Genomic DNA, 22,593 nt, shown 5'->3' on the forward strand with positions numbered 1-22,593 from the left:
TTTTTCCAGGGTCTTTGAAAGAGAAACTGCCCAGGAGGTAATCCAGGCACACATAGACTTTTTCGAGGAGATTGGTGGTGTACCACAGGAGATATTCTACGACAACATGAAGGTGGTGAAAGACAGGAAGAACCTGAACAAGAACTTCGTCAAATTTGCCACCTTCTTTGGATTCACTCCCAGGTTGTGTAATCCTTATTCACCCCAGGAAAAGGGGACAGATGAGGAAAGTGTTGGTTTCGTTAGAAATTGGGTATTCAGTGAAAGGAATGAATTCGATTCCCTGGAAGAAGCGAATGAATATTTAAAAGAAAAACTGGCAGAACTAAATGCTTCTCCTGTATATGGAAGAGAGTTAGTTCCGGTAAAAGCTCTCAATGAAGAAAAACTAAATGCATTACCTACCGCCAGCTACAACAACTATCGTCTTGAAGAAAGGATCATATCCAGATATTCGTTAATAATGCTGGACGGTAATTACTATTCTGTTCCTGAGGATTGCCCCGGGAAGAGAGTGCAGCTGAAGATATATCCAGACCGTATAGAAATATTGAAAGAAGGCAAAGTCGTTGCGGTTCACAAACGCTTAAGAGGTAAAGGTAAATACGCCATACAGATAGCTCACTACCTGAACACCCTAAGAAAAAAGCCTGGAGCCCTTGCAGGATCAAGAGCCTTCCAGGCATTAAACGACACACTAAAAGTCCTGTTCGGCAAATATTATACCACTAAGCCAAGGGAATTCGTACAATTACTGGAATTATTGAACGATTATGACGAAAAAACCTTCTGCGAAAAAATAGAAGAGCTCTTTGAAAACGGGATTATCCCAACAGCAGACATAATGAGAAACCTATTACAACAAAAGCCCATACAATATGAAACCTTTGACTATCCTTTGAAGATACAGATAGACCACGGTGATCCTTCTGAGTTCGACAGATTGGTAGGTGTTCACCGTGGATGAAAAACTAATGAGATTGTGCAAAAGGCTGAAAACACCGGGAATATTCAACAGTTACGAGAGAATCACTAGACAAGCTCAACAAGAAGGCATGAGTTACATTGAATTCCTTCTGGAGATACTGGAATCGGAAGTACAATCCAGAGAAAGCAGAAACATAGTGAAAAAAATAAAACGGGCTGGATTTCCAACACCCAAAAGATTTGAAGAACTCAACGAAGCAGCCCTTCCAGAAGACGCCAGGAAACATCTTAAAGAACTGAAATCGTTGAAATTTTTAAGCGAGAATAGAAACCTAATACTGCTGGGTAACTCCGGTACAGGAAAAACACATCTGGCAACGGCAATAGGAATAAAAGCCTGTGAAGAAGGATATAACGTTCTATTCAAAACAGCGGCAGGCCTGATTAACGAACTGAAAGAAGCAAAAGACGAAAAACAACTTGTGAGATACGCAAAACAATTCAAAAAGCTCGATCTGGTGATAATAGACGAATTGGGATACATTTCCTTTGACATTGAAGGTGCAGAGCTGCTCTTCCAATACCTGGCAATGAGATACGAGACAAAGAGCACGTTAATTACAACGAATCTCGTGTTCTCGGAATGGATAAAGATCTTCCATGATAAAGCCCTAACCATGGCATTATTAGATAGAATCACACACAATGCCGTGATTCTCAATATGTCTGGAAGAAGTTACCGAAGAAGGGATATTTTAGAAGATACCTGAGGTGGGTAGCGGGTCATTTCCTTATGGCCCTCCCGGGTCAAAAACCTATTGACTTTATACAATAAATCTCAGGAATTTTCTCGCTTTTATAAAAATTGTCTAATTCATACGTTTTCATGAAACCGAGGATTGTTTGCCCGTCTGTAAGAGTGATAGCTTGATTATAAATATTGTTAAGGTTTCTTGGTATTCTATTGTCAATCAAGAGAATACCAAAAATTGCGGATGCAATTTTCTTTTTAGTTTCAGGCGGATTAGTTGTTATATTATTCCAAGTATTATTAATTGTTGTAAGTGCGTTCAAAACTTTAGCTCTTATTTCTTCAGAATCGTAGTAACTATAGAGCGTTAGGAGATACTTCACAAATAGGTCCCAGTTGGCGCTTTGATTTATAAATTTGGACGATAGCAATTTTTGAATATCATCTTTTGCATTACTATATTTCTCAAATTCAAGGACAATTCCAAGCCCTTTTAGGAAAAATAAAAATTCTTGATCAATACTATTCTGGTAAGCTGCTAACGCCTTTTCTGTCATATCCTTATCTATGGCCATTGTTCTGCTGATAATATTTTTGATTTTTTCTTTTACTTTGACTTCTTTTCGGCTGAACGTTTCACCAATGAACTGCAAAACCTTACTGACGTGGTTCGCATCATCTTCAGGAACATACAAATGCTCTTTCAAACTTCCAATGTCTAAATCTAAATTTTCATAGTTTCTGATTAGTTCAATTATATGTCTTCCTCTGTACTTTGAAAGTTCCAAGACTGAATCTAACAAGTCTAAACCTGACTCAATCCTGAGGAAAATTATGGATTTTAAAATATTTAATGTCTGATTATCAGCTTCAACCTCAAATAATTTGTCGACGTTGGAAGAAATGAATTTTTCTATTTGCTCATCATCTTCCTCCTTTTTGTTGCTGAAATTTTGTTTTAATATATTGAAAATACCTTCTTTTACCTCTTCAAATGCATCCGGAAGGATTTCTTTTAATTCTTTAAGGTAAATTCCCGATGCAATGATAATGTGTGGCTGTTTTTTATATATCCTTTCAATGACATTGTTGAATGCACTTTTTATCGAACTTATGACGTCCCTACTGGATTCAGGTATATTTGCAATAATTTCTTTGAATCTTTTCGTATAAGTTGGCTGAGATAATATTAATTCGAGCTCATCAGTGTTAAGTTCAAAATACGCCTTCCGATAATCTATGTTGTGATATATTGCAAATATTCTGTACTCTAGGTCATCTGGGATGAAGGTATAAGCACTGTATCCTTTTTCAGAAAGAAAATGCCCAAAAAGTGCACTATTATTATTATTTTTTGCATCTTTTTCGATAAAAATTTCTTTTAGCTCTTCCGAGCTATTTAACATTCCATACGTTTTAAATGCAGCAAAAAGGGCGTAAGAAAAGATAACAGTATCATCAGTTTCGCATGATCGTTCAGCAATACAAGATGGTTGTACAGTAATATAATTATTTATGAACTTTTTGATTTCGCGTGGTGTAGGTGGCAAAAGCTTATTTTCTATATTTCCTTTATTATTATAAGTATCTGTTTCTTTATCTTTCTCTTTCTGAGATTCGTGATTCTCCTCATTCTTTTTATTCTCTAAATTTTCATAATAAAGTTTAAATCCATTTGCGATTTGTATAGCAATACCTAACACATGTATAGACTCATTTATCTCAAGCTTGTTTAATATTTCCTCAAGGTAGGATTGCCATCCCCCATATACAGGTTCAGGAACATAAAATTCTTTTTTAAAAAGTTTATTAAAGTAATCATATCCACCTTTATCTTCGCCTATCTTTATTCCATTAGGATCAAAAGGAACAATATACCACACATTTTTAAAGCTTTCGTTTATTTTATCTGATACCATAAATGGTTTTAATGCCGAAAATATCTCGTCTACTTTTTCTCCAGGAATCCTATCAACATTGTCTATTACAATAATGAGTTTCTCATCATCATTGAAATTTTCTTTAAGTAAGTCACAGAACTCTTTTTCGAAATCAAGTGAGTTGGAAGTGATGGAGGATGTTGTTTCATTATCGGTATAATCACCGATGAGAAGCCCTGAATAAAGAGAAACTACCGACCATACGCTATCAATACGTTTTCTTGAAATTAGCAGCATTAGTATGGGTGTAGCAATATATACTACGGAAATAATAAAAACGGATAAACAAGGTATCTTAGAAATTTTGTTAGTAAACCAGAGAATAGCTATTGCCACCCACGCTAAATATTCCAAAATAAACAAACAATGAAGAAAATTTATCAAAGATGTTTTCTTGCTTTCTTTTTTCTCTTGTTCTTTATTATTCCTTTCTTCCGAGTTTTGTTTCGTTATAAGCTCTTTCAATGTGCTGTAATAGAACAGCTCGGCAATTGTTAAAGGTATGGTATAAAAAGCCAATAGACTGAATATTGTGTGCCATGGCAGTTCTTTCATTAAAAGATCTTTAAATGCACCAATAATCGATGGTATTAATGTCAATGTTATAACAAGAATAAATAGAAATAATACGGCTCCTCTATCTTTTGGTGCAACCTGTCTTTCGATAGTTCTATGTTTTCCGAGAATCTGATTTCGTTTGTCTTCGAAGTTTTCTATTTTTTCTTTTTTCTTTGTTTTTTCATTGTTGATCCAGTCCAAAAATCTCAAAAGGAAAACTTGCCTAAAATCATGGCCGAGTTCTGCCCAAACATCAAAAATAAATACTTCATATTTTCCCTCACCTTTTTGTTTAAGCATTTCTATAACACTCGATTTTCCGCTTCCCCACTTTCCTTTTAGAGCAATCGAAACTCCGTTACTTGTGTTTAAGATAAATTCAGCTATTTTTTCAGCTATTTTATCATGCACAAACCTATCCTCTGTTGTTGGTTCATCAGGAATAAACCTGCTTTTTGTTACTTGTTCATTTGAAATCAGCATCGTAGCTTTCACACTCCTATATTGTTTGTATTTATGCTAACTCAATTTTTCACTGTTTATTAGATAGAATACTTACTCCGTTGTTTGATTGATTTCAGGTCTTTTTTTATTTTTTACCTTGATATTTACCGTGTCCTAGATAATTCCTTCTATTAACTCTATTTCTTGAGGTGTGAGGCCATGGATCTGATAGATAAGTCTATCGATGTGTCTATCGAGCCTATCCGTTTTCTTATTATTTGCAGTCAATGAGTCGTTCTTTAATTTTATGAGCTCTTTCGTCATTTTTTCGATTTCTTTACTTGCTTTTTCATCGGGTCTCACGATTGGTACATTTTCAAGATAGTTCCAGATAAGCTGGTATCCATTTTGAATCTGAGTGCAGTATCTGGTTATAAGGAACCATCCAAGCTTACTGTTTAGAAATGCAAGTAGATAATAATCAGGAAGTCCTATATTCCAAACAGAGTTATTGGGGTAAAAATTGTGAACATCTATTGTAAATGTGGGCTTTACTTGAAAAACCTGATAAACAATCTTCGGCTTTTCGAATTCTTTGTAGTATTCAACAGTATCTTGGATTTCATACCACTCATATTTTCCGGGTTTTCGACCTTCTTTTATCACTTTTCTTTTTCTTCGGTATTAGATCTTCTTTATAATGCATTAAGTGATGTTCAATGGCTGGATATTTTGAAATATCAATCCCTCGACGAGTAAAAATCAAGTACTTTCCATTCCACTCAATTGAGTACCTCTTGATTTCTTTGCCGGTGAGGTAAGGCTTTATAATTTCCGCTGATTTAGGATCTTTCTGGATCAGCTCCTGACGTTTTGCTTCATCGATTATGAACGCTTTGTTGTAGCCAGTAACAATACCTCTGAAAATTTTTCCATTCACGTATTCTCCCAAAGGGATTCCAGCGGCCTGGATTTTTTCAAGAAGTTTCAGAGAAGCCTTATCTTCCAAAACCCAGCGATCGGAATCTTTTCGAATCACAACGTTGATGCTCTTTCTTTCGATTTCTTCTCTAAGACTTTTGTAATTAAGATCTTCGACTTTCAAATAACATAGGTGATTCTCTTCGCCGGGCTTGGCCTTTTTCACAGTCAATATGCACGGGTAGGTTGTGGCGTCAAATACCGGGAGATCTCCGAAATCGATGATTTTCGAGACAGTGTAGTTTTGCTGAAGGAATTTGGTAAGGGCTTTTCCGTATTTTGCTCTAAGAAACTTGTTTGAAGATATGTAAACAAGAATTCCACCCTCTCTGGTGAGTTCAAGACCTCTTTCATAGAAGGCAACGTAGATGTCTGAGGTTCCAGTCATAGTCTTGAAGTTTTTCCTGAGATATTCTTTCAGATCGGAATCAAGTGCTTCCTGCCTTATGTAGGGCGGATTGGCGATTACTATGTCAAAGCCATTCTTTATACCAAACATCCATTCCGGGTCAAACCAATCGGAAGGTTTATCAGCGAATGGATCCCATTGAGAGAGTTCATGACCAAGGCTTTTTATCATCTTGGTGTTTCCCTTTTCAAAGATTTCTTTATCTATTGCTTGGGCAATTTTTTTCTGTAACTTTCTAAATTCGTCCTTCAGTCTCTCTTTTTCATTACCGTAAGAGTTAAAGAAACGTTCCATGATAGCTTTTAGTTTGAGTATGTCTTTGTCGCTGGATGTATCACCAAGTCTCTGTTGTTTATTATCCTTGCTTTCGTGTAATTTTCCGAGAGTATTCGCGCAGACGAATTTGAACTCGAGGTTTGGTAAAGGTTTGACGCCACGGTTCTCATGGATATTGTCGTTGACGTTTGTATCAACAATAAGGGAAAGAAAGACTCTGAGCTTTGATAGCTCGACAGCGATCTCCTGAATATCCACACCGTAGATTGAATGCTCTATTATTCCCAGTTTTCTAATGTAACTTGCGCTTTCATTCCTGAATTTTTCTTCTATAAAGTTTCTGAAAACGGGATTCACGGCCTTAAGCTGGCGTTCTTTCCATTCCGTGGCATCTGGATCTAACTTATCCAGTGTGTACGCGATTTTCTGAAGTAAGCCCATCGGGAATGCGCCTGAACCACAGGCCGGGTCGATTATTTTCAGTTCGCTCAGTGCATCAAGGATCTTTTCTTTTTCATCTTCGTTCAGGTTCAGTTCTTCATCAGCGTACGACAGCAATTTTTCGGCTTGCTTTTCTGTGATCCCAGTGCTGGAAACCAAATAATGTTTTAGACTTTCATCGACCATGAACTCAACGATTGGTCTTGGGGTATAGTAACTTCCTGTTGCTTTTCGGGCACTTTCTCCGGTTTCCGGGTTGATTTCGGCAAGAAGGTTCTCAAAGATTCGCCCCAGCATTTCGGGATCGACCGAGAGCTCAACGTCAACAGGGGTATTTTCGTCTATTGTGAAGTTGTACGTTTCAAGGAGTTCAAGTAATTCTTTTAGCCATTCATTGGGAACTTTTAGGGTATTCAAGTATTTTGAAAACCCGGTGATTTCATCTATTTCATAGTAATCATGGTTGCGAGGAGCAAACAAGCCCCCGTTCAAGAAAGGTATCTGATCGAATTCAGGTTTTCTGAACCGTTCTTTCCTTTCATCGAGTTTTGTATTGAGAACTTCGAAGAAAAGCGGTTCTATCACTTCATGATAATAGTCCTGATTGTTTTCTATTGCTTCTTTAACGCTTTGAGATGAAAGCACTTCTTTAGGTACTAAAGGATTACCACTTTCTGAGTGCTTCTCCTTTAGAAACCAAACGAAGATAATCCTTCCTATAAGCCTTACGGCAAATTCCTGGAGAATTTTGTGATCATTATGGGGATCGGTCGAAGGCAGTGTGAGGATTGGTTCGAACTGTCTATCTTTGTTTCCAATTTTCCTCTTCCCGCCAACCAATTTGGTGAACAGCAGAGCGATCTTCTCGTAGAATTCTTTGTTTACAACCTCTACTGAGAATCTCTTTCTGAGATCTTCAAGGTCTATTACCCTTTTTGATAGGAATTTTTCTGGAGTATGTATCTTTGCGTCTGGACCCAGATAGAAGGAGTATCGTTTCGGATTTGAGTATCTGTTTTTGATCTTTCCATTTTCTTTGGTTAGTTCGATGGACATATAAGAAAATCGATAATTCTCGCTGTTCAATGATTTAAATATTGCCAATGCGTCTCGTATGCCATAGTCAGCCATTATCCTGAAGGCTTCCCTACTCAATGAAACCCTTGGATCTTTTTCGCTATCATGTTCAAATTCGAAGACAGTTATTCCCAACGCAGGGTCTTCACCGAGTTCAAAAGCTTTCTTGATTCTGCCGTTGTTCTTCAATGAAATCTCTTCAATATTTGATACAAAGCTATCAGTAAGAAACTCTCTTCTCAGAAATTCAAGAAATTTGCTTCTGTTATATGGCTCGTTGAATTTCACATATTTTGGCATATGCTTCCCCCTACTATATGAGTTCTTCGGAAATTATAATTGTTTCGGATTGCTCGCTTATTGAGTTTGCTCGTGAAATAATACTCTCCAGATATTCGTATGGAATTTCTTTTTTGAGGAATTCTATGGATTCAGTAATTTTGTTGTCATCGGTGACCAGATTTCTGATTAGTTTTTCGTAGGCTTCGGGCAATGCACGGTAATCGACTATCACTTTTCTCACGTCTTTAAGGTAATCTCTATGCGCTGGACACTTTTCTTCAAGATAATCGATGACTTTAACCGCTTCACGTTCGCCTTTGTTCATTGGGACTTTGCTTTTTCTCAAGAACAAGCTTTCTTTTATGCTCTGATAGACACTCTACGAAAATCTCTGAAACAAGCTGAGGTTCTTCAAATGGCTGCGCTTTAAACAACTCCAGCGCCTCTTCTCCGCTTAGCACAACTGAGTTTTCAGGTGAATCTGCAAATTTGAAGATATGGTTATTGCCTTTCTTTCCAAAGACTATTACGCCTTTTTTGCCTTTTGAAACTGTACGGCGTATTCTGGCGCGTTTGGGTATCTCTCTGGCTTTTTCAAGTAGCTCAGGTCTGGTAGCTTTAATTCTTTCAAGAAGGTCACGGTATTCGGTATCCCAGGATTTTTCTTCGCTTTCTTTGAAAGCCTCTATGTATTTTTCAACAAAATAGGATTTGAGTTTTTCATCTGAGGTTAGGATCTTGGTATCTTCTCCCAGGACAGCGTTTATCATAGCAAATTTCAGGGTAGAGATCCGCTTTATCCCTGTTTCAGCTTCCCCGGTTTCTGTGGGGAAGAAGTTATAGATATAAAGTTCGTCGAATACCTTCTTGTTTATGCGGTTGATTCGCCCAACTCTTTGAATGACTCTTGTGGGGTTGTATGGTATGTCGTAGTTGAATATAGTTCCAGCCCTGTTGAGGTTAAACCCTTCGGAGATGGCATCGGTGGCTATGAGGATATCGTAGTTGTTTGTTTGCTTTTTTGAGGAAGCGTCGAATTCTTCGCGTATGATCCTCTTATTTTCTTTCGTGGCGTCAGCCGCGGAATACTTGAAGACCCTAAGGCGATCTTTAAGTTCTTCGTAGAGATAGTTTGCAGTGTCAGCAAATTCAGAGAAGACAACGATTTTTCTTTTCGGATCTTTTTCCAATAGTTCTCTTACGATCTCCTCAAAATGCTTTAATTTTGGATCCTCGGGGAACCCATTTCCGAACCATTTGTCCTTAATCTCATTCAGTAGTTCTATGTCTTTTATGAGATCTTTTCTGAAGTGAATGCTGATTTCTTTTGCAGGGATAAAGACGTAGCCTTTTTGTCTGAGCTCCTCAAGTCGGGCTTCGTTGTATTCTCTAACTTCATCAGAGAGCAAGGAACCATTTTCCAGTATCTGATCAACGTCTGGAATGTTTCCTTTCTTAAAAATCGGGACCAATCCGGCATTATCGAACCATCCAAGTATTATTTTAGATGATTTAATCATAGTGTCAAGAGATATTTGAAAGGCTTTAATAGAGCTTTCGAAACGCCTAACGAGATGTCTGCGCATGAAACTGGCCATGTTTAACTGCGATTGTCTGAAGAGTCTTTCCTCACCAAATTGTTCCGTGATGAATTTCTTGTATTTGTCAATGTTTTTGAGATAGGCAACGGGTTTGTATCTGGCACCTATGAATCCCTTTTTCTCGTCTTCAGGTGCAATTTTGTTGAGAGTCCATTCATAGAGTTCAGTAAGGTCATCGAGTTCGTATTCAAGGAGCTCGGGATCTTTGACTTCCGGAAAGACTATTCCCTGTGCTTCGAGATCTTTCCTGTATGCTTCTATGCTCTGGAGATCAATTCGCGATCTTCTAATCATGAAGGGGGATATCAAATTTCTGATTTTGGTTGCAACGGCTTTGATTTCCCGATCTAAGGTTTCCTGATCTTTTTCGCCTTTCTTTCGACCTTTTTCGATCTCTTTATATTCTTTGATCAGCTCTTCAAATCTCAAAGAAAGGTTATCAACAGTCTGGAGCGTTGATCTTGTAGGAATCTGGAAGAGTTTTATGAGAGCAAATACATCTTGGGGCTTGTTGTTGTAGGGTGTTGCCGTTAGGAGTATGACTTTGTTTCCCTGACATAGTTTGTGTAAATTCGCATAATCTTGAGTTAGTTCGTTGCGGTATCTGTGGGCTTCATCGATTATAATTAATTTTTCTTCAGAACCAGAATGATTTTCCAGGGCGTCAGCGATCTTACCGGAGCTGTATACTCTGGCATTGAAATCGAATTCTAATCTATAATCTTCCCATTGATCTATAAGATGTGGTGGCGCTATAATCACCGTTTTCAATCTCAAAGCATGCGCAACCGAGGAAGCAACAATACTTTTTCCAAGACCGACAACATCCGATATGATTACACCGTTGTGTCTTTCGATTATTGATAGAGCCTGTGAGATTGCATCGATCTGGTATTTTAGGTTGTAGTACCTGTTGTTTGTTATTTCCGCTGGAAAGAAATAGCCATCCTGTCTTTGAACCGAGAAATACTCATCCAATACCCTCAGGTAAATAAGATAGGGCGAAGGAAGCTTGTCAAGCCAGATTTTTTGAACGACCTTTTTCTCAAAAAGATCCTTGCTTTCAATAGAAGCTATGTCAATTGATTTATCCCAGAGTTCATCAAATATGGCTTTTGCCTTTTCGTAGTTGGCATCGTCTCTCAGAATAACATCGAATTCATGGCGTCCTTTAAGGCCAGAGAATGTGAGGTTACTGGAGCCGGTTATGAGGGTCCCGGGAAAGGTGCCAGCCTGGTCATCTCTATGTTCGAAAAGATAAACTTTTGCGTGATTTGGCTTTTCAGTTTTTCTTATTTGAAGGGTTCCGTTTCTTATCTTTTCAAGGTAAATCCTGAAGGCTTCTTGTTTACGGGCGGTATCGAAGTAATCTGTTTCATTGAAGAATTCAACGAGGGTTTTGTAATAATTCTCGCGTTTTGTTTCTCTGGAACCTTCAATATCGGTTAGGAGTTCATACTCTTTAATTCTGTTCATGAAATCTCTTTCAATGTCCATTCCGACCAGTATCTTGATGTTCTTTTCTTTTATACCTTCAAAGATCTCCTCAAAGCCTGAAAAGAAGAAATACCCTACCAAGAAATAAACATTGTCACAGTAGGGAAGAACTGAATCCATAACCTCGGAAAGCAATTTTTCTTTGTTGGTTATCAGCGTTGCCAACTGTTGCCCCCCAATCCCAAAGAAATCTCACTGGTTCATTCAACAGTCTATTGTTCAATCTAATACTAACATATTCACAATTGCGCAGCAAAATTTTCAAATTAGTTTCTTTTTGTGTAAAATAAAGACAGACATGTGTGTCCAGAAGAGGCAAGCGCATTCAGTGGGAGACAACCCCACCAAGGCAAAAGCCAGAACCTTGTAGCTTGGTCAGCAAGGGGGGAGGAAAACTACTATCACGCTCTTGGGGTTGAAACAAACGATTATCTATCGAGACGAGGCGTGAGCCGGACTGTTATCTTTATTTAATCTCCAAAAGCACACTGCAGCAACTGGATGCTTAACTCCATAAAAGAAATTTCCCTTTCAATGAAAAACCTGAATTTTCTAGATAAAAGAAGAACAACGAAAAAGCAAGAAGACTAATCATAACCGTTCATATCTAGTCTTAACTGACAATATTTCCAATCCAGTGAGTTTTGGTATATGCAATTTGAGTTTTATAATGTAGATAGTTTATTCAGTGAAGAAAGAAAGTGATGGCGTGAAGAGAAGAGGTTCGAAGCATTTAATTAAGGAAATTAACGAAAAATTGATACTGAAGACTATTTATGAAAACAAAAAGATTGATAGAGCCTCCATAGCAAAATTTACCGGGCTCAGTCCCGCAGCAGTAACCAAGATAACAGCAGAACTAATAAACAGAGGTATGGTACTTGAAGCAGGTTCTGCAGAATCTTCCGGTGGGAGAAAACCTATATTGCTTTCTCTTAATCCCAAATTTGGCCAGTTTCTTGGTGTGAAAATCGGGGTCGGATATGTTGAATTGGTCATAACCGACTTTACTTGCACGATTGTTGAAAGCGCCAGATGTGACACAGAGAGTTCAGATCCTGGGACAATAGTTAACGTAATTAAAAATTGCTGGGAAAAGTGCAGACAAGAAAAACAGTCAATATTACTTGGCATAGGTATCGCTGTGTCCGGTGTTGTTGATTCAAAAGAAGGAATAGTACGGGATTCATTTTTGTTAGGCTGGAGAGATGTACCGATTGCTTCTTTATTGAAGGAAGTATTTAAATGTGAAGTTCTTGTGATGAACGATGTGGATTCATTCGCGATGAGTCATTTGTGGTTGGGAAAAGCGAAAGACCACTCTAACACCGTTGTGATTACGCTTGGTGTTGGAATCGGTGGTGCCTGATTATAGACGGGAAAATTCACAATGCAAAGGGCGGTGTCGGGGAGATTGGCCATATGACTGTCGTCAAAGACGGTGCAAAATGTACGTGCGGAAGCAATGGCTGCCTTGAAGCTGAGGCTTCGTTCGGGGCATTGGCAAAAAAAATAAGCTCCATTACCGAAAGCAAAAAACTTAAAGAGCTATACAAGTCAGTTAAACAGTCAGAAAGCTCCGAGATAGAGTATTTAAGGGAGGCGTTGAAAAGGGATAGAAAGGCGTTTAACCATGTTTTTGAAGAATATGCTGTGCTTGTTGGTATAGCCCTGAAGAACATTATAAATATGTTGGCTCCAGATTATCTGCTTATTGGTGGCGAAGCCCTCGAATTTCAGGAAAAATTTCTCAACAAAGCTATCCAATATGCCCAAAAAAATGCATTTGGGAAATTGGGGGAAAAGGTTATGTTTAATGTTGACGACCTGGGAGAAGTAGCATGGAACCTTGGGGTAATTTTTGTACTTATGGATAATCTTTTTCTCACTACTTCTCACAATGAAAGTCGGTGAACTCAGTGAAAAGAAAAGGAGATTTAAAATACCTTATCTTCTTTTTAACTCCAAGCTTGATATTCCTATTTCTTTTCCAGATTCTTCCTATAACCTATTCATTAATGCTGAGCTTTATGCGATGGAACATAAGAACTCCTGCCGTGTGGATAGGGCTGGGTAACTATACAAATCTGTTTCATGACAAAGAGTTTTGGTTATCTGTGTGGCATACATTCCAGTATATTTTGATGTATGTTCCATTAGTTATCATCGGCGGAATGATTTTAGCTTTGTTGGTTAATAAAAAGATTAAGTTTCAAAATTTCTTTAAAGTATCTTTCTTCATTCCGGTTATTTCTTCCTGGGTCGCAGTATCACTCATTTGGAAAGGCTTACTAAATCCGAAGTACGGTTTTATAAATCAAATTCTCTCATGGTTTGGTATTAAGGGCCCTGCATGGCTCTTTGATCCTGGATGGGCTATGACCGCCATTGTTTTTGCCAGTGTGTGGAAAGATGTTGGATTTATCATGGTAATCCTTCTTGGGGGTCTTAGCAACATACCAAAGCATTTATACGAAGCCTCAGTAATAGATGGAGCTACACCCTGGAAACAGTTCTGGAGAATCACTTTACCATTGCTTACCCCAACATTATTTTTTGCTTTGATGATCACGCTTATCAATTCGTTCCAGATTTTTGATCAGGTATGGATAATGACAAATGGAGGACCTGCGGGGGCTACTTCCGTTATTGTTGAGCGAATCTATAGAAATGCTTTCAGTTACTCAAAAATGGGATATGCTGCGGCGATGTCCTGGTTTCTTTTTGCGTTAATCTTTGGCATATCTTTTCTACAAAACAGATATCAAAAGAAATGGGTGTTTTATTCATGAAAGCAAAAAAGATTGTTCTGTATGTTTTGCTATTTGCTTTTGCGATAACCACATTACTCCCTTTAGTATGGACAATATCTACATCACTAAAGACCAGATATGCTACGCTTAAATATCCTCCCGAATTTCTACCAGATGAGGTATCTTTTTCAAACTACACAACGATTTTTAACAAATATCCCTTTGGGAGATTTCTGTTTAACAGTTTTCTCGTTACCCTTTCAACTGTATTTCTTCAGGTTGTTGTTGCGGCCATGGCAGCCTATGCTTTTGCGAGATTTGACTTTAAATATAAAGAATTACTGTTTATGTTCTATATAGCCACGTTGATGTTTCCTTTTCAGGTTAAAGCTATTCCCTTATACCTTATAGTTAGAAGTTTTGGTTGGATCAATACATATCAAGGTTTAATTCTTCCCAAGGTTTTTAGTGCTTTTGGAGTTTTTCTGCTTCGACAATCTATTTTATCCACTCCAAAAGATTATGATGAATCAGCAGCGATGGATGGCGCAAATCGCATCACGATTTTTTTGAAAATTATTCTTCCACTTAATAAAGGGGCATTAGCGACATTGACTATTTTTGCATTTATGGATTCCTGGAATGATTATCTCTGGCCACTGATTGTGACTACTACTCAAGAAATGATGACAATCCCACTTGGGTTAGCGAGCTTGCAAGGAAGATGGACAACACAATGGAATTTAGTCAGTGCCGGTACTGTTGTAAGCATTATTCCTATTTTGATTGTTTATATCGTTGCTCAGAAGTGGTTTATTGAGGGCATTTCAGCAACAGGATTAAAGGGTTAATCAAACAGGAGGTGTGAGGTATGAGAAAAGTTCTTCTTTTGGCGCTTGTAATGTCATTATTGGTTGTAGCTCTTGGGGCAATAAAGATTAGTTACATGACATTCTCAGCTGTCCCAAATCATGAAGAAACTTTGAGAGAAATCGCCAAGGCTTTCGAGGCTCAGAATCAAGGGATACGGGTGAATCTGATATTTGTACCATGGAGCGACTATTTTTTGAAGTTGTCCACGATGTTTGCAGGAGGAACCCCCCCTGATCGCGTTCGAGATCAACTATGAGAATTTTGTAGAATATGCAGCAGATGGACTTTTATTGCCCCTGGACGGACTAAACGAAAGCAACCAGTTCAAAGCAGTCGAAGTGTTTTCCGAAAAGGCTTATAACGCTTTTTCTTATCGAGGTAGACAGTACGGATTCCCTGAAAGTTTTTCCACAGTGGTTCTTTTCTACAACAAGGAACTCTTCGACAAAAAGGGTGTTGAGTATCCTTCACCTGATTGGAGTTGGATTGATGAATTCAATGCTGCTGTGAAATTAACGGACAAAGAAAAGGGAATATGGGGAGTCTATCAGCCAATACAATTCTGGGAATATTACAAAGTTATCGCTCAGAATGGAGGAGCAATATTCAACAGCGAAAATGAGGTCACAGTAAATAACATCGCTGGAGTAAACGCACTGAAATGGCTTATAGACAAACCAAAATACGGAATCATGCCGTCGGAAGAAGAAGCTGCCGGCCTGAGCTCAGAGGATCTTTTTGTCATGGGAAAGCTCGCAATGGTCCATACGGGAATATGGATGTTCAACAAATTTAGAGAAGAGACACGATTTGAATGGGATATAGAAGTTGAACCCGGAATGTCCACAAAGGCGACTCATTATTTCGCGAATGCAGTTGTTGCTTCTGCGAGTACTCCACACAAAGAAGCAGTGTGGAAATGGTTGAAATTCCTTACCACTGATGAATACAGCGTAAAAACAAGAATTGAAAAAGGCTGGGAATTGCCGGCAGTCAAGGATCCTGATCTCATAAGTGAGTTCCTTAAGAGTGATGTCGCACCGAGAAACAAAAAAGCCATTTTTGATTCTCTTGAATGGGCTATCGTACCACCTGTCGTTAAAGGTTGGAGTGCCCTCGCAGATGTTGTGAATAAAGAAATCGATGCAGCAAAATTCGGGATGAAGAGTCCTGAAGAAGCTTTAAATGACTTAGTAGTGTTGTTAAAGAACAAGATATCCGAATAAAGGGAGTTGAAGTTTTCATGCGGAAGATCCAGCACTTACCATTTGGAATAGATGATCCATATATAAATGCAGCATACACTGCCCAAAGGATTCCCAACGACCCTACTGATGGAGAAGATGTAATTATAAACTTCAAGACCATGCCTATGGAAGCTGGTCAGCGAGCTTGGCTTGAAGTTGTACGAAATGGCATGACTCATAGAATCAGGGCACAATATCAGTACAATGAGGGTAAATGGGCTTTGTGGAAAGCACGATTAATGCCATCATGTGCAGCATTCGAGAAAATTAAGTACAGAATCGCTTTTGGTCAGGGAAACGATTCAATGATCTTCTCCGAATGGTATTCGTTCACTGTAAAAAAATGGGTAGAAGATACATGCCTTGGATTTGATGGAAGGAACCTGTTTATCAGCCGCGAGAATGATCAAACCGAGATACCCAGGCTCATAATGTCAAGGTTTCTAACCGATGGTGAAAACATCTATGACATTGAACTTATTTTTGAAAGAAAAGAGGGCGAGAACTTGTATGGGCTTGGGGAACATTATGACTCATTGGGTCTTAGTGCTGGATCTCCGTATTATATTCATGTATTTGACCAATATAAAGTGCAGCAAAAAAGAGGATACGCGCCTATTCCATTTGTTTTCTCAAACATGGGATTTGGTTTGTTCTTAAATACCGGTTTCAGAACGAAGGTTCTCTTGAATAAAGGTGCAATAAACGTCGTTACAGAAACTCTTGGGACACCAATAAGTCCTGACAATTTCAGCGCTAAGTTATGGATTGATACAAAGCCTCTTGAGATTATTTCCGACATCTATAAAATAACATCCCCTCAGCTGCCACCAATTTGGGCGTTTGGTCCATGGGCTTCTGCAAACGAGTGGAACTCTCAAAATAAGGTAGAACAAACTCTCGAGAAGTTGAAAAAGTTCAACCTGCCAACAAGCGTGATTGTCATTGAAGCGTGGTCAGATGAACAGACATTTTATATTTTTAATGGAGCGAAATATAATCCGAAAAAAGGTAGCGATTCCTTTAGTTTTGAAGATTTTGTTTTTAAATTCCCATGGCCAGATCCAAAGGGAATGATTGATAAATTACATATGCAAGGAATTAAGTTAGTACTCTGGCAAATACCGGTTCTTAAAGATATTCCTAATCCTATTGCGCAATACAGGAATGATATCAAGTTTGCTGTCGATAATGGGTATGTCGTTTCAAAGAATGATCAACCATATAGAATTCCTGAGGGAAGATGGTTTGAAAATAGCTTTGTTGTTGATTTCTTCAATAAGGAAGCCAGAGACTGGTGGAAAAAGAAGAGAGAATACTTAGTTAATGAGCTTGGAATAGACGGATTTAAAACTGACGGCGGTGAACATCTTTGGGGGAGAAATACCTACGTATATCCAAATAAGTCCGCTGCAGAAGCCAGGAATATATATCCAGAGAAATACTTCGAATCCGCAAAGGAGATAGTGGGAGAGGATGGAGTTCTTTTCAGTCGTTCCGGGTATATAGATTCCCCGAAATTCACTCTATTCTGGGTAGGGGATGAAGATTCAGATTTTGAAGCGATGAAATCTAATCTAATTGCGGGACTTAATGTGTCTCTGTCAGGAAATCCTTTTTGGGGATGGGATATAGCAGGATTTAGTGGAGAACTCCCAGAACCGGAACTTTATAGAAGAGCGGTACAGTTGGCTACGTTTACGCCAATTTTTCAATTTCACTCAGAGGCACCTGGAGATCCTATACCAAGTGCTGAAAGATCTCCTTGGAATGTTTCCGAATATTGGGGAGCTCTAGAAATACTCAATGAGTATAGAGAACTTGTTTCTCTCAGGATGTGCCTTGTTCCATACATCTATATGGAAGCTAAGAATTCAGTGCTTAAAGGAGTTCCTTTGACGACACCGATTCAATTTAAATTCCTGGATTTAGAAATTTCTGAAGAGTCTCTTGCTTTCATGTTTGGGCAGGCATTTCTTGTAATCCCTGTGCTCGAAGCAGGGGTTAAAAACATGAAGGTTTTTTTACCAAAAGGCAGATGGGTAGATTTCTGGACAGGCAGGTGGTACGAAGGGAATACCACAATCGATATTGATGTTTCTGCTAATCGCATACCTGCCTTTGTAAAAGAAAATGCAATAATACCTTTGAGCCTTCCTGAATCTAAAAATATACTGGAACCGCATTGGGATTTCAACGTTAACGCTGTTTTGTGCATAACTGATGACATTCTCAAAGTAAGGAACAAGATTCTGAAGTTTTTGCATGAATTTTATGAAGTAAAGTGGTTTGGAATACCTGAAAGAGAGGATTCAAAAAACAAGAAGATCTTAAGTATAAAATGGCTGGATATTGAAGAAGTGCAGGGTTGAGATAATGAATAAGCTTAGCAGATCAATCAAGATTATTGAGAAGCATCAGTCTCCACAAGGAGCTTACATCGCATCACCCAATTTTTCCCAATATGGATATTGCTGGTTCCGTGATGGGTCTTTCGTTGCTGCCACAATGGCTAGAGCGGGGAAAGTAGAGTCGGCGGAAAAATTTTTTCGATGGGGATTTCAGGTAATCGCAGACCAAAAGCCGAGAATTGAAAAGCTCCTCACTACCCCAGGCGAACTAATTACCCACAAGGACTTACTACCAACTCGCTACAACCTCAACGGAACCTTGACCCAGGACGATTGGCCCAATGGACAAAGCGATGGATATGGCACATTTCTCTGGGCGCTTGGAAAATACGCGCCAAGTGAATTCATTAAAGAAAATCTAGAATTGATAGAGTTAGTCGTACGGTATCTCGAAAAGGTTTGGAAGATTCCCTGCTATGATGTCTGGGAAGAAAATCCCGATGGAATTCATACCTCCACTCTCCTTTCGATAGCAGCTGGCTTAAAGGCAGCTGAAAGGATTCTTCATAAGGAAACAGGATGGGTAGAAATCGTGAACTTCATTGAAAGAAAGCTCGTAAAGGATGGAAGGCTAAGAAAATCAACGCTCAGTGATGATGTTGACGCAAGCCTTATATGGGGTGCTGTTCCCTTCGAACTGTTTTCAATTGATGATCAGCTTGTAGTCAATACAGTAAAAGCAATTGATGAAAAGCTTTATATAAATGGTGGAGTTAAACGCTATTCTGCCGATACATATTTTGGTGGAGGCAGCTGGATTCTACTCGCGTCAAATCTTGGGCAATATTATGCTAAGACGGGTGAAAGGGAAAAAGCGGAATTTATAAAAGAGTGGGTGGAATTTCACTTCGATGCTGAAGGATTACCAGAGCAAGTGCCAGAGTTTCTCATAGACGAAAGGAAATACTCTGAATGGGTGAATCAGTGGGGAGAAATCGCTAAACCATTGTTGTGGTCGCATGCTAACTATATGGAATTGTTGCTTGACCTGAAGGGCAAAGCATGAAGAGCAGACAAGTTTTCAGCTTGATGTTTGTCGTATTACTCTCCTATTTCATACTATTTATTGAAGGGAACACATCCCTTGGGTGAAAATAGGGACATGGGTGAAAATAGGGACAGACTCTTTTTTTAACGCTCTTTTGAAAGAACGAGTAAATGACGTAGATTTGAGTAGTGGTCATATTTGAGATTTCAGGAAGTGAAAAAATATTGAGAGAGGGGTAAAAAGGGACATAATGGAGCAATAATGGGGACAACGGGGCATTAGTTGGTGTTTAATACGGAGATTAACAGAATGTAGGGGTTGGACTATGCCAAGAAAAGATAGGTGCATTCATTAATTCGAGAGCCGGTTACCGAGATTCGTAAAACCGCTTCGCGGGCGAGGCTCACGGGATTGTCAGCTGATGGAGAAATGAAATAAAACACGATACGAACCATTGCATGGTTGTTGCGAACTCTTTCAGAGTTGTCTCGAACTCCTTCTGAGTTGGAGCGAATTGCTTCGCAGTTGGCACGCGCTTTCGGTGGATAAAACTCGGAAATCGAGATCCGATGTAGGAGTAAGATAAAGGAGGCATAATGGGGACAAATGTTAGTTTATGCTGCGTTGATATGCATGCAGTTTTGTCAAAGGAAAAACGGATGCTAAAAATCATAGGTAAAACCTAGGTAATCGCACTTTAGTTGCACATCTATTGCACAGACGAATAATAGAAACAAACATGTTTCAATACATCATCCCGATCAAATACAGTGGAATAACCTGTGAATAACCACTTTCTACGCCGTCTTTCAATACAAAAGCATTCTCCTCATTTTTTATTTGCTGAAGCGTTTTTCCGGGACCACCTATTTCGAATACAATCCGTTTTCCATTAAACCTTATGGAAAAATCGCCAATGTCCGGCACAGCAATTGAATAGGAAGAAAACTGGCTGACAAAAAATGCTTCCCGTATTGTGCCAACGTTTGTTTCAAGACTCCAGATTGGCCTGCAATAAATATTTGGATTACTCAAGAACACTTTTGCTCCGCTTCTCAGGAATTTGTGCCCTATTTTCTCCGGTGGAACACGGGTGATGAGCCGAACACGCTCCATCAAATCGAGGTAGTTGTACAGAGTAGGTTTTGTTATACCTACTAAACTCCGTTGAAACCGCTTCTAACAAACGATCCTGAATCTCAAAATACACATCCAAGGAAATCATTCGATCAACTCCTAAAGTATAATACGTTTTACTACATTCCCGTTTATGGTATGCCAGACTTTACTATAATTTTGGTTATAGTATGTCATACTTTACTACTGTTATTATGATGTCTATAAAAAACAGTGAGAAACACCCTTTTTAAGTGCGAGATTTGTAGACCGTTTTGCGTATGAACCTTACGACGTTGTCAGCTGATGGAGCGATGCATGCGTGGCTGAATAAGCCCAAAAAGGTGGCGCGACCTGCTACGTTAGTGGGGAGCCAACAAAGCCGGCAAAAAATGTGGATCTTACCGATTTTATACTACACCCTTTGATTTCCGAACATCTGATTATTGGCTTTTTAGAGAGCGTATAAACCGCCTTCGTTTTCCAATTTTATGATATAATATGCTTGGTGATAAAAATGAAGAAAAATCTATCAAAAAGATGTTTTTGGGACGTTGATATCGAGAGTCTTGATATTAGAAAAAACAAAAGTTTTATTATATCAAGAATTCTGGAACATGGAACGATGGAGGATATTATTGCCCTGAAATCCATGTTTCCTATCGAAGAAATATCCGAAGTTGTTAAAAACTCGAGAAATATCTCGAGAAGTACAGCTATTTTCTGGGCAAATATTTTAGATATACCTCTCAAGGAGGTACGAGTTTGCTCAAAACTTCCACACTATCGCCGGATACCCTGAACCTTCTGAAAAGCCTCTCAAACGAGTTAGATAGTTTCTATTTAGCGGGTGATACAGCTCTTGCTATGTACTATCAGCATAGAACCAGTGTCGACCTTGATTTTTTCTCAGAAGACTACTTTGATAATTTTCAGCTTTCACACCAATTAAAAACAAAAGGATTCCTATTAGAAAATATCAGACTTTTTCGGGGTACTCTCGAATGCCAGATAAACAATGTCAAGGTGAGTTTTTTTGAGTATCCATATAAGATCATTACCAACTTCAGTTACTTTAACTCTTTGAAGATTGCCTCTGTGCTTGATATAGCTGCAATGAAACTTTCTGCTATAGCAGGAAGAGCAGAAAAAAAAGACTACTACGATATTGTTGAAATATTGAAAAGGAACGACTTTATTGTGATTATCGATGCTTTCCAGAAAAAATACGGAAAAGAGGTAGATCTCTACCACGTAATCAAGGCACTTTGCTATTTTGAAGATGTTGAAAATTCACCTGAACCGCTTAACGCAAAACTGACGTGGAACCAGGTAAAAGCTTATTTAATTAAAAACTGTAAAACCTTTTTCAAACTTCTCGAAGATTATTTCAAAGGCGAGTAAAGAGTCGTTGTTGCTGGGAGTTGCTTATTGCCAACATGAAAGGTACAGATTCGTGAGTCCAGAAAGGGTAGTGGGTAAGCTTGGCTTCACCAAAGGTAAGCCCAACTACGCTGGAGGTAGGTCTGACTATGTCAGGGGTGAGCACTACTTCGGGTAGTGAAGCGACTAGAACCGCTGCGCGGTTGTTACGAACTCCTGGTAAGAATCGAGAGTCCGAGAACCGAGAGGGCCGCTGTGCGGCTGGTGAGCACACTGCGCGTGGGTAAGCCCTGCTACGCTTTAGGTACGAATCCCTTCGGGATTGTAACGAACTCCTTCGGAGTTGTTCGGAACCACTACGTGGTTGCCTCGAACTGCTTTGCAGTTGAAAAAACTGTCATTCTGGAAATCTCTTATCCAGAATCTTTTTTGAAGAATGAGATCCTGAATCAAGTTCAGGATGACAGTCAAGCTCAGGATCAGGGACCCCGAGAATGCGAGAGCCGGTAGTTATGTTGTACGGTACGAAATAAAAGGAATTGACAGCTTTTTTCGAAAGTCCTGATGATCTTTTTTTACTTCAACAGTATTTTTATACTACATCGTTAACCTGTTGAACAACGTCCTCATATTTTGGA

16 protein-coding genes and 1 pseudogene are annotated in these 22,593 nt (G+C 38.8%); 11 read left to right on the forward strand and 6 right to left on the reverse strand.

Going from position 1 to position 22,593, the window contains the following annotated elements:
- Window positions 1-967: IS21-like element ISKol1 family transposase (gene istA, locus DU53_RS10265; RefSeq protein ID WP_082853917.1), on the forward strand; the 967-nt coding region annotated here is incomplete at its 5' end.
- A 7-nt stretch (window positions 968-974) separates the two neighbouring features.
- Window positions 975-1,697 carry an IS21-like element ISKol1 family helper ATPase IstB gene (gene istB / locus DU53_RS10270; protein WP_012744574.1) on the forward strand — a complete coding sequence of 241 codons (723 nt, stop codon included), beginning with the start codon at window positions 975-977 and terminating at the stop codon, window positions 1,695-1,697.
- Between the two features lie 37 nt (window positions 1,698-1,734).
- On the opposite strand, the gene DU53_RS10275 is transcribed toward istB, so the two are convergent.
- The 5 genes from DU53_RS10275 to DU53_RS10290 all read right to left on the reverse strand — a co-directional run bounded on the left by DU53_RS10275 (window position 1,735) and on the right by DU53_RS10290 (window position 11,349).
- Window positions 1,735-4,659, reverse strand: coding sequence for a P-loop NTPase fold protein (locus tag DU53_RS10275; RefSeq protein ID WP_063728564.1), 2,925 nt, complete (start codon window positions 4,657-4,659; stop codon window positions 1,735-1,737).
- Between the two features lie 135 nt (window positions 4,660-4,794).
- Window positions 4,795-5,286: a TaqI-like C-terminal specificity domain-containing protein gene (locus DU53_RS10280; RefSeq protein ID WP_063728566.1), complete on the reverse strand. Its 492-nt coding sequence runs from the start codon at window positions 5,284-5,286 to the stop codon at window positions 4,795-4,797.
- Window positions 5,252-8,104 (reverse strand): Eco57I restriction-modification methylase domain-containing protein, encoded by a 2,853-nt coding sequence (locus DU53_RS10285; protein ID WP_063728568.1) that lies wholly within the window; start codon window positions 8,102-8,104, stop codon window positions 5,252-5,254. The genes DU53_RS10280 and DU53_RS10285 overlap by 35 nt, the downstream gene beginning before the upstream one ends.
- 13 nt (window positions 8,105-8,117) lie before the next feature.
- Complete coding sequence (locus DU53_RS12025) at window positions 8,118-8,411, reverse strand: hypothetical protein (protein WP_082853918.1); 294 nt, start codon at window positions 8,409-8,411, stop codon at window positions 8,118-8,120.
- Entirely contained in the window at window positions 8,392-11,349 is a 2,958-nt protein-coding gene (locus tag DU53_RS10290; RefSeq protein ID WP_082853919.1) for a helicase-related protein, read from the reverse strand. Before DU53_RS10290 ends, DU53_RS12025 begins: the two co-directional genes overlap by 20 nt.
- A gap of 544 nt (window positions 11,350-11,893) precedes the next feature.
- Between DU53_RS10290 and DU53_RS13010 the strand changes: the two are divergent.
- The 7 genes and pseudogenes from DU53_RS13010 (at window position 11,894) to DU53_RS10325 (ending at window position 19,474) form a co-directional block, all read left to right on the forward strand.
- Window positions 11,894-13,098 (forward strand): annotated as a pseudogene (locus DU53_RS13010) (ROK family protein).
- Window positions 13,095-13,976 carry a carbohydrate ABC transporter permease gene (locus DU53_RS10305; RefSeq protein WP_015869298.1) on the forward strand — a complete coding sequence of 294 codons (882 nt, stop codon included), beginning with the start codon at window positions 13,095-13,097 and terminating at the stop codon, window positions 13,974-13,976. The pseudogene DU53_RS13010 and the gene DU53_RS10305 overlap by 4 nt, the downstream one beginning before the upstream one ends.
- The gene (locus DU53_RS10310) at window positions 13,973-14,788 is read left to right on the forward strand and encodes a carbohydrate ABC transporter permease (protein WP_015869299.1); all 816 of its coding nucleotides are present in this window, start codon (window positions 13,973-13,975) and stop codon (window positions 14,786-14,788) included. The genes DU53_RS10305 and DU53_RS10310 overlap by 4 nt, the downstream gene beginning before the upstream one ends.
- Window positions 14,789-14,808: 20 nt before the next feature.
- The gene (locus DU53_RS12030; protein WP_082853921.1) at window positions 14,809-15,066 is read left to right on the forward strand and encodes an extracellular solute-binding protein; all 258 of its coding nucleotides are present in this window, start codon (window positions 14,809-14,811) and stop codon (window positions 15,064-15,066) included.
- Window positions 15,023-16,036 carry a sugar ABC transporter substrate-binding protein gene (locus DU53_RS10315; RefSeq protein ID WP_082853922.1) on the forward strand — a complete coding sequence of 338 codons (1,014 nt, stop codon included), beginning with the start codon at window positions 15,023-15,025 and terminating at the stop codon, window positions 16,034-16,036. Before DU53_RS12030 ends, DU53_RS10315 begins: the two co-directional genes overlap by 44 nt.
- A 17-nt stretch (window positions 16,037-16,053) precedes the next feature.
- Window positions 16,054-18,429 (forward strand): TIM-barrel domain-containing protein, encoded by a 2,376-nt coding sequence (locus DU53_RS10320; RefSeq protein WP_015869301.1) that lies wholly within the window; start codon window positions 16,054-16,056, stop codon window positions 18,427-18,429.
- A 4-nt stretch (window positions 18,430-18,433) separates the two neighbouring features.
- Window positions 18,434-19,474, forward strand: a complete 1,041-nt coding sequence (locus DU53_RS10325) for a glycoside hydrolase family 15 protein (RefSeq protein WP_015869302.1) — start codon at window positions 18,434-18,436, stop codon at window positions 19,472-19,474.
- A gap of 726 nt (window positions 19,475-20,200) precedes the next feature.
- Here DU53_RS10325 and DU53_RS10330 read toward each other — a convergent pair.
- Entirely contained in the window at window positions 20,201-20,572 is a 372-nt protein-coding gene (locus tag DU53_RS10330) for a hypothetical protein (protein WP_201030069.1), read from the reverse strand.
- A 508-nt stretch (window positions 20,573-21,080) separates the two neighbouring features.
- On the opposite strand from DU53_RS10330, the gene DU53_RS12210 reads away from it, so the two are divergent.
- On the forward strand, window positions 21,081-21,374 hold the full coding sequence (locus DU53_RS12210) for a hypothetical protein (RefSeq protein ID WP_161484792.1): 294 nt from the start codon (window positions 21,081-21,083) through the stop codon (window positions 21,372-21,374).
- Window positions 21,338-21,976: a nucleotidyl transferase AbiEii/AbiGii toxin family protein gene (locus tag DU53_RS10340; protein WP_063728574.1), complete on the forward strand. Its 639-nt coding sequence runs from the start codon at window positions 21,338-21,340 to the stop codon at window positions 21,974-21,976. The genes DU53_RS12210 and DU53_RS10340 overlap by 37 nt, the downstream gene beginning before the upstream one ends.
- Window positions 21,977-22,593: the final 617 nt, after the last annotated feature.

The organism is Kosmotoga sp. DU53 (genome assembly GCF_001639905.1).
GTDB classification, from domain to species: domain Bacteria; phylum Thermotogota; class Thermotogae; order Petrotogales; family Kosmotogaceae; genus Kosmotoga; species Kosmotoga olearia.

Coding starts and splice junctions, on each gene's coding strand:
- istB (WP_012744574.1), top strand. CDS start 975: ATGAGATTGTGCAAAAGGCTGAAAACACCGGGAATATTCAACAGTTAC.
- DU53_RS10275 (WP_063728564.1), bottom strand. CDS start 4,659: ATGCTGATTTCAAATGAACAAGTAACAAAAAGCAGGTTTATTCCTGAT.
- DU53_RS10325 (WP_015869302.1), top strand. CDS start 18,434: ATGAATAAGCTTAGCAGATCAATCAAGATTATTGAGAAGCATCAGTCT.
- DU53_RS12030 (WP_082853921.1), top strand. CDS start 14,809: ATGAGAAAAGTTCTTCTTTTGGCGCTTGTAATGTCATTATTGGTTGTA.
- DU53_RS10310 (WP_015869299.1), top strand. CDS start 13,973: ATGAAAGCAAAAAAGATTGTTCTGTATGTTTTGCTATTTGCTTTTGCG.
- DU53_RS10320 (WP_015869301.1), top strand. CDS start 16,054: ATGCGGAAGATCCAGCACTTACCATTTGGAATAGATGATCCATATATA.
- DU53_RS10330 (WP_201030069.1), bottom strand. CDS start 20,572: ATGGAGCGTGTTCGGCTCATCACCCGTGTTCCACCGGAGAAAATAGGG.
- DU53_RS10285 (WP_063728568.1), bottom strand. CDS start 8,104: ATGCCAAAATATGTGAAATTCAACGAGCCATATAACAGAAGCAAATTT.
- DU53_RS12025 (WP_082853918.1), bottom strand. CDS start 8,411: ATGAACAAAGGCGAACGTGAAGCGGTTAAAGTCATCGATTATCTTGAA.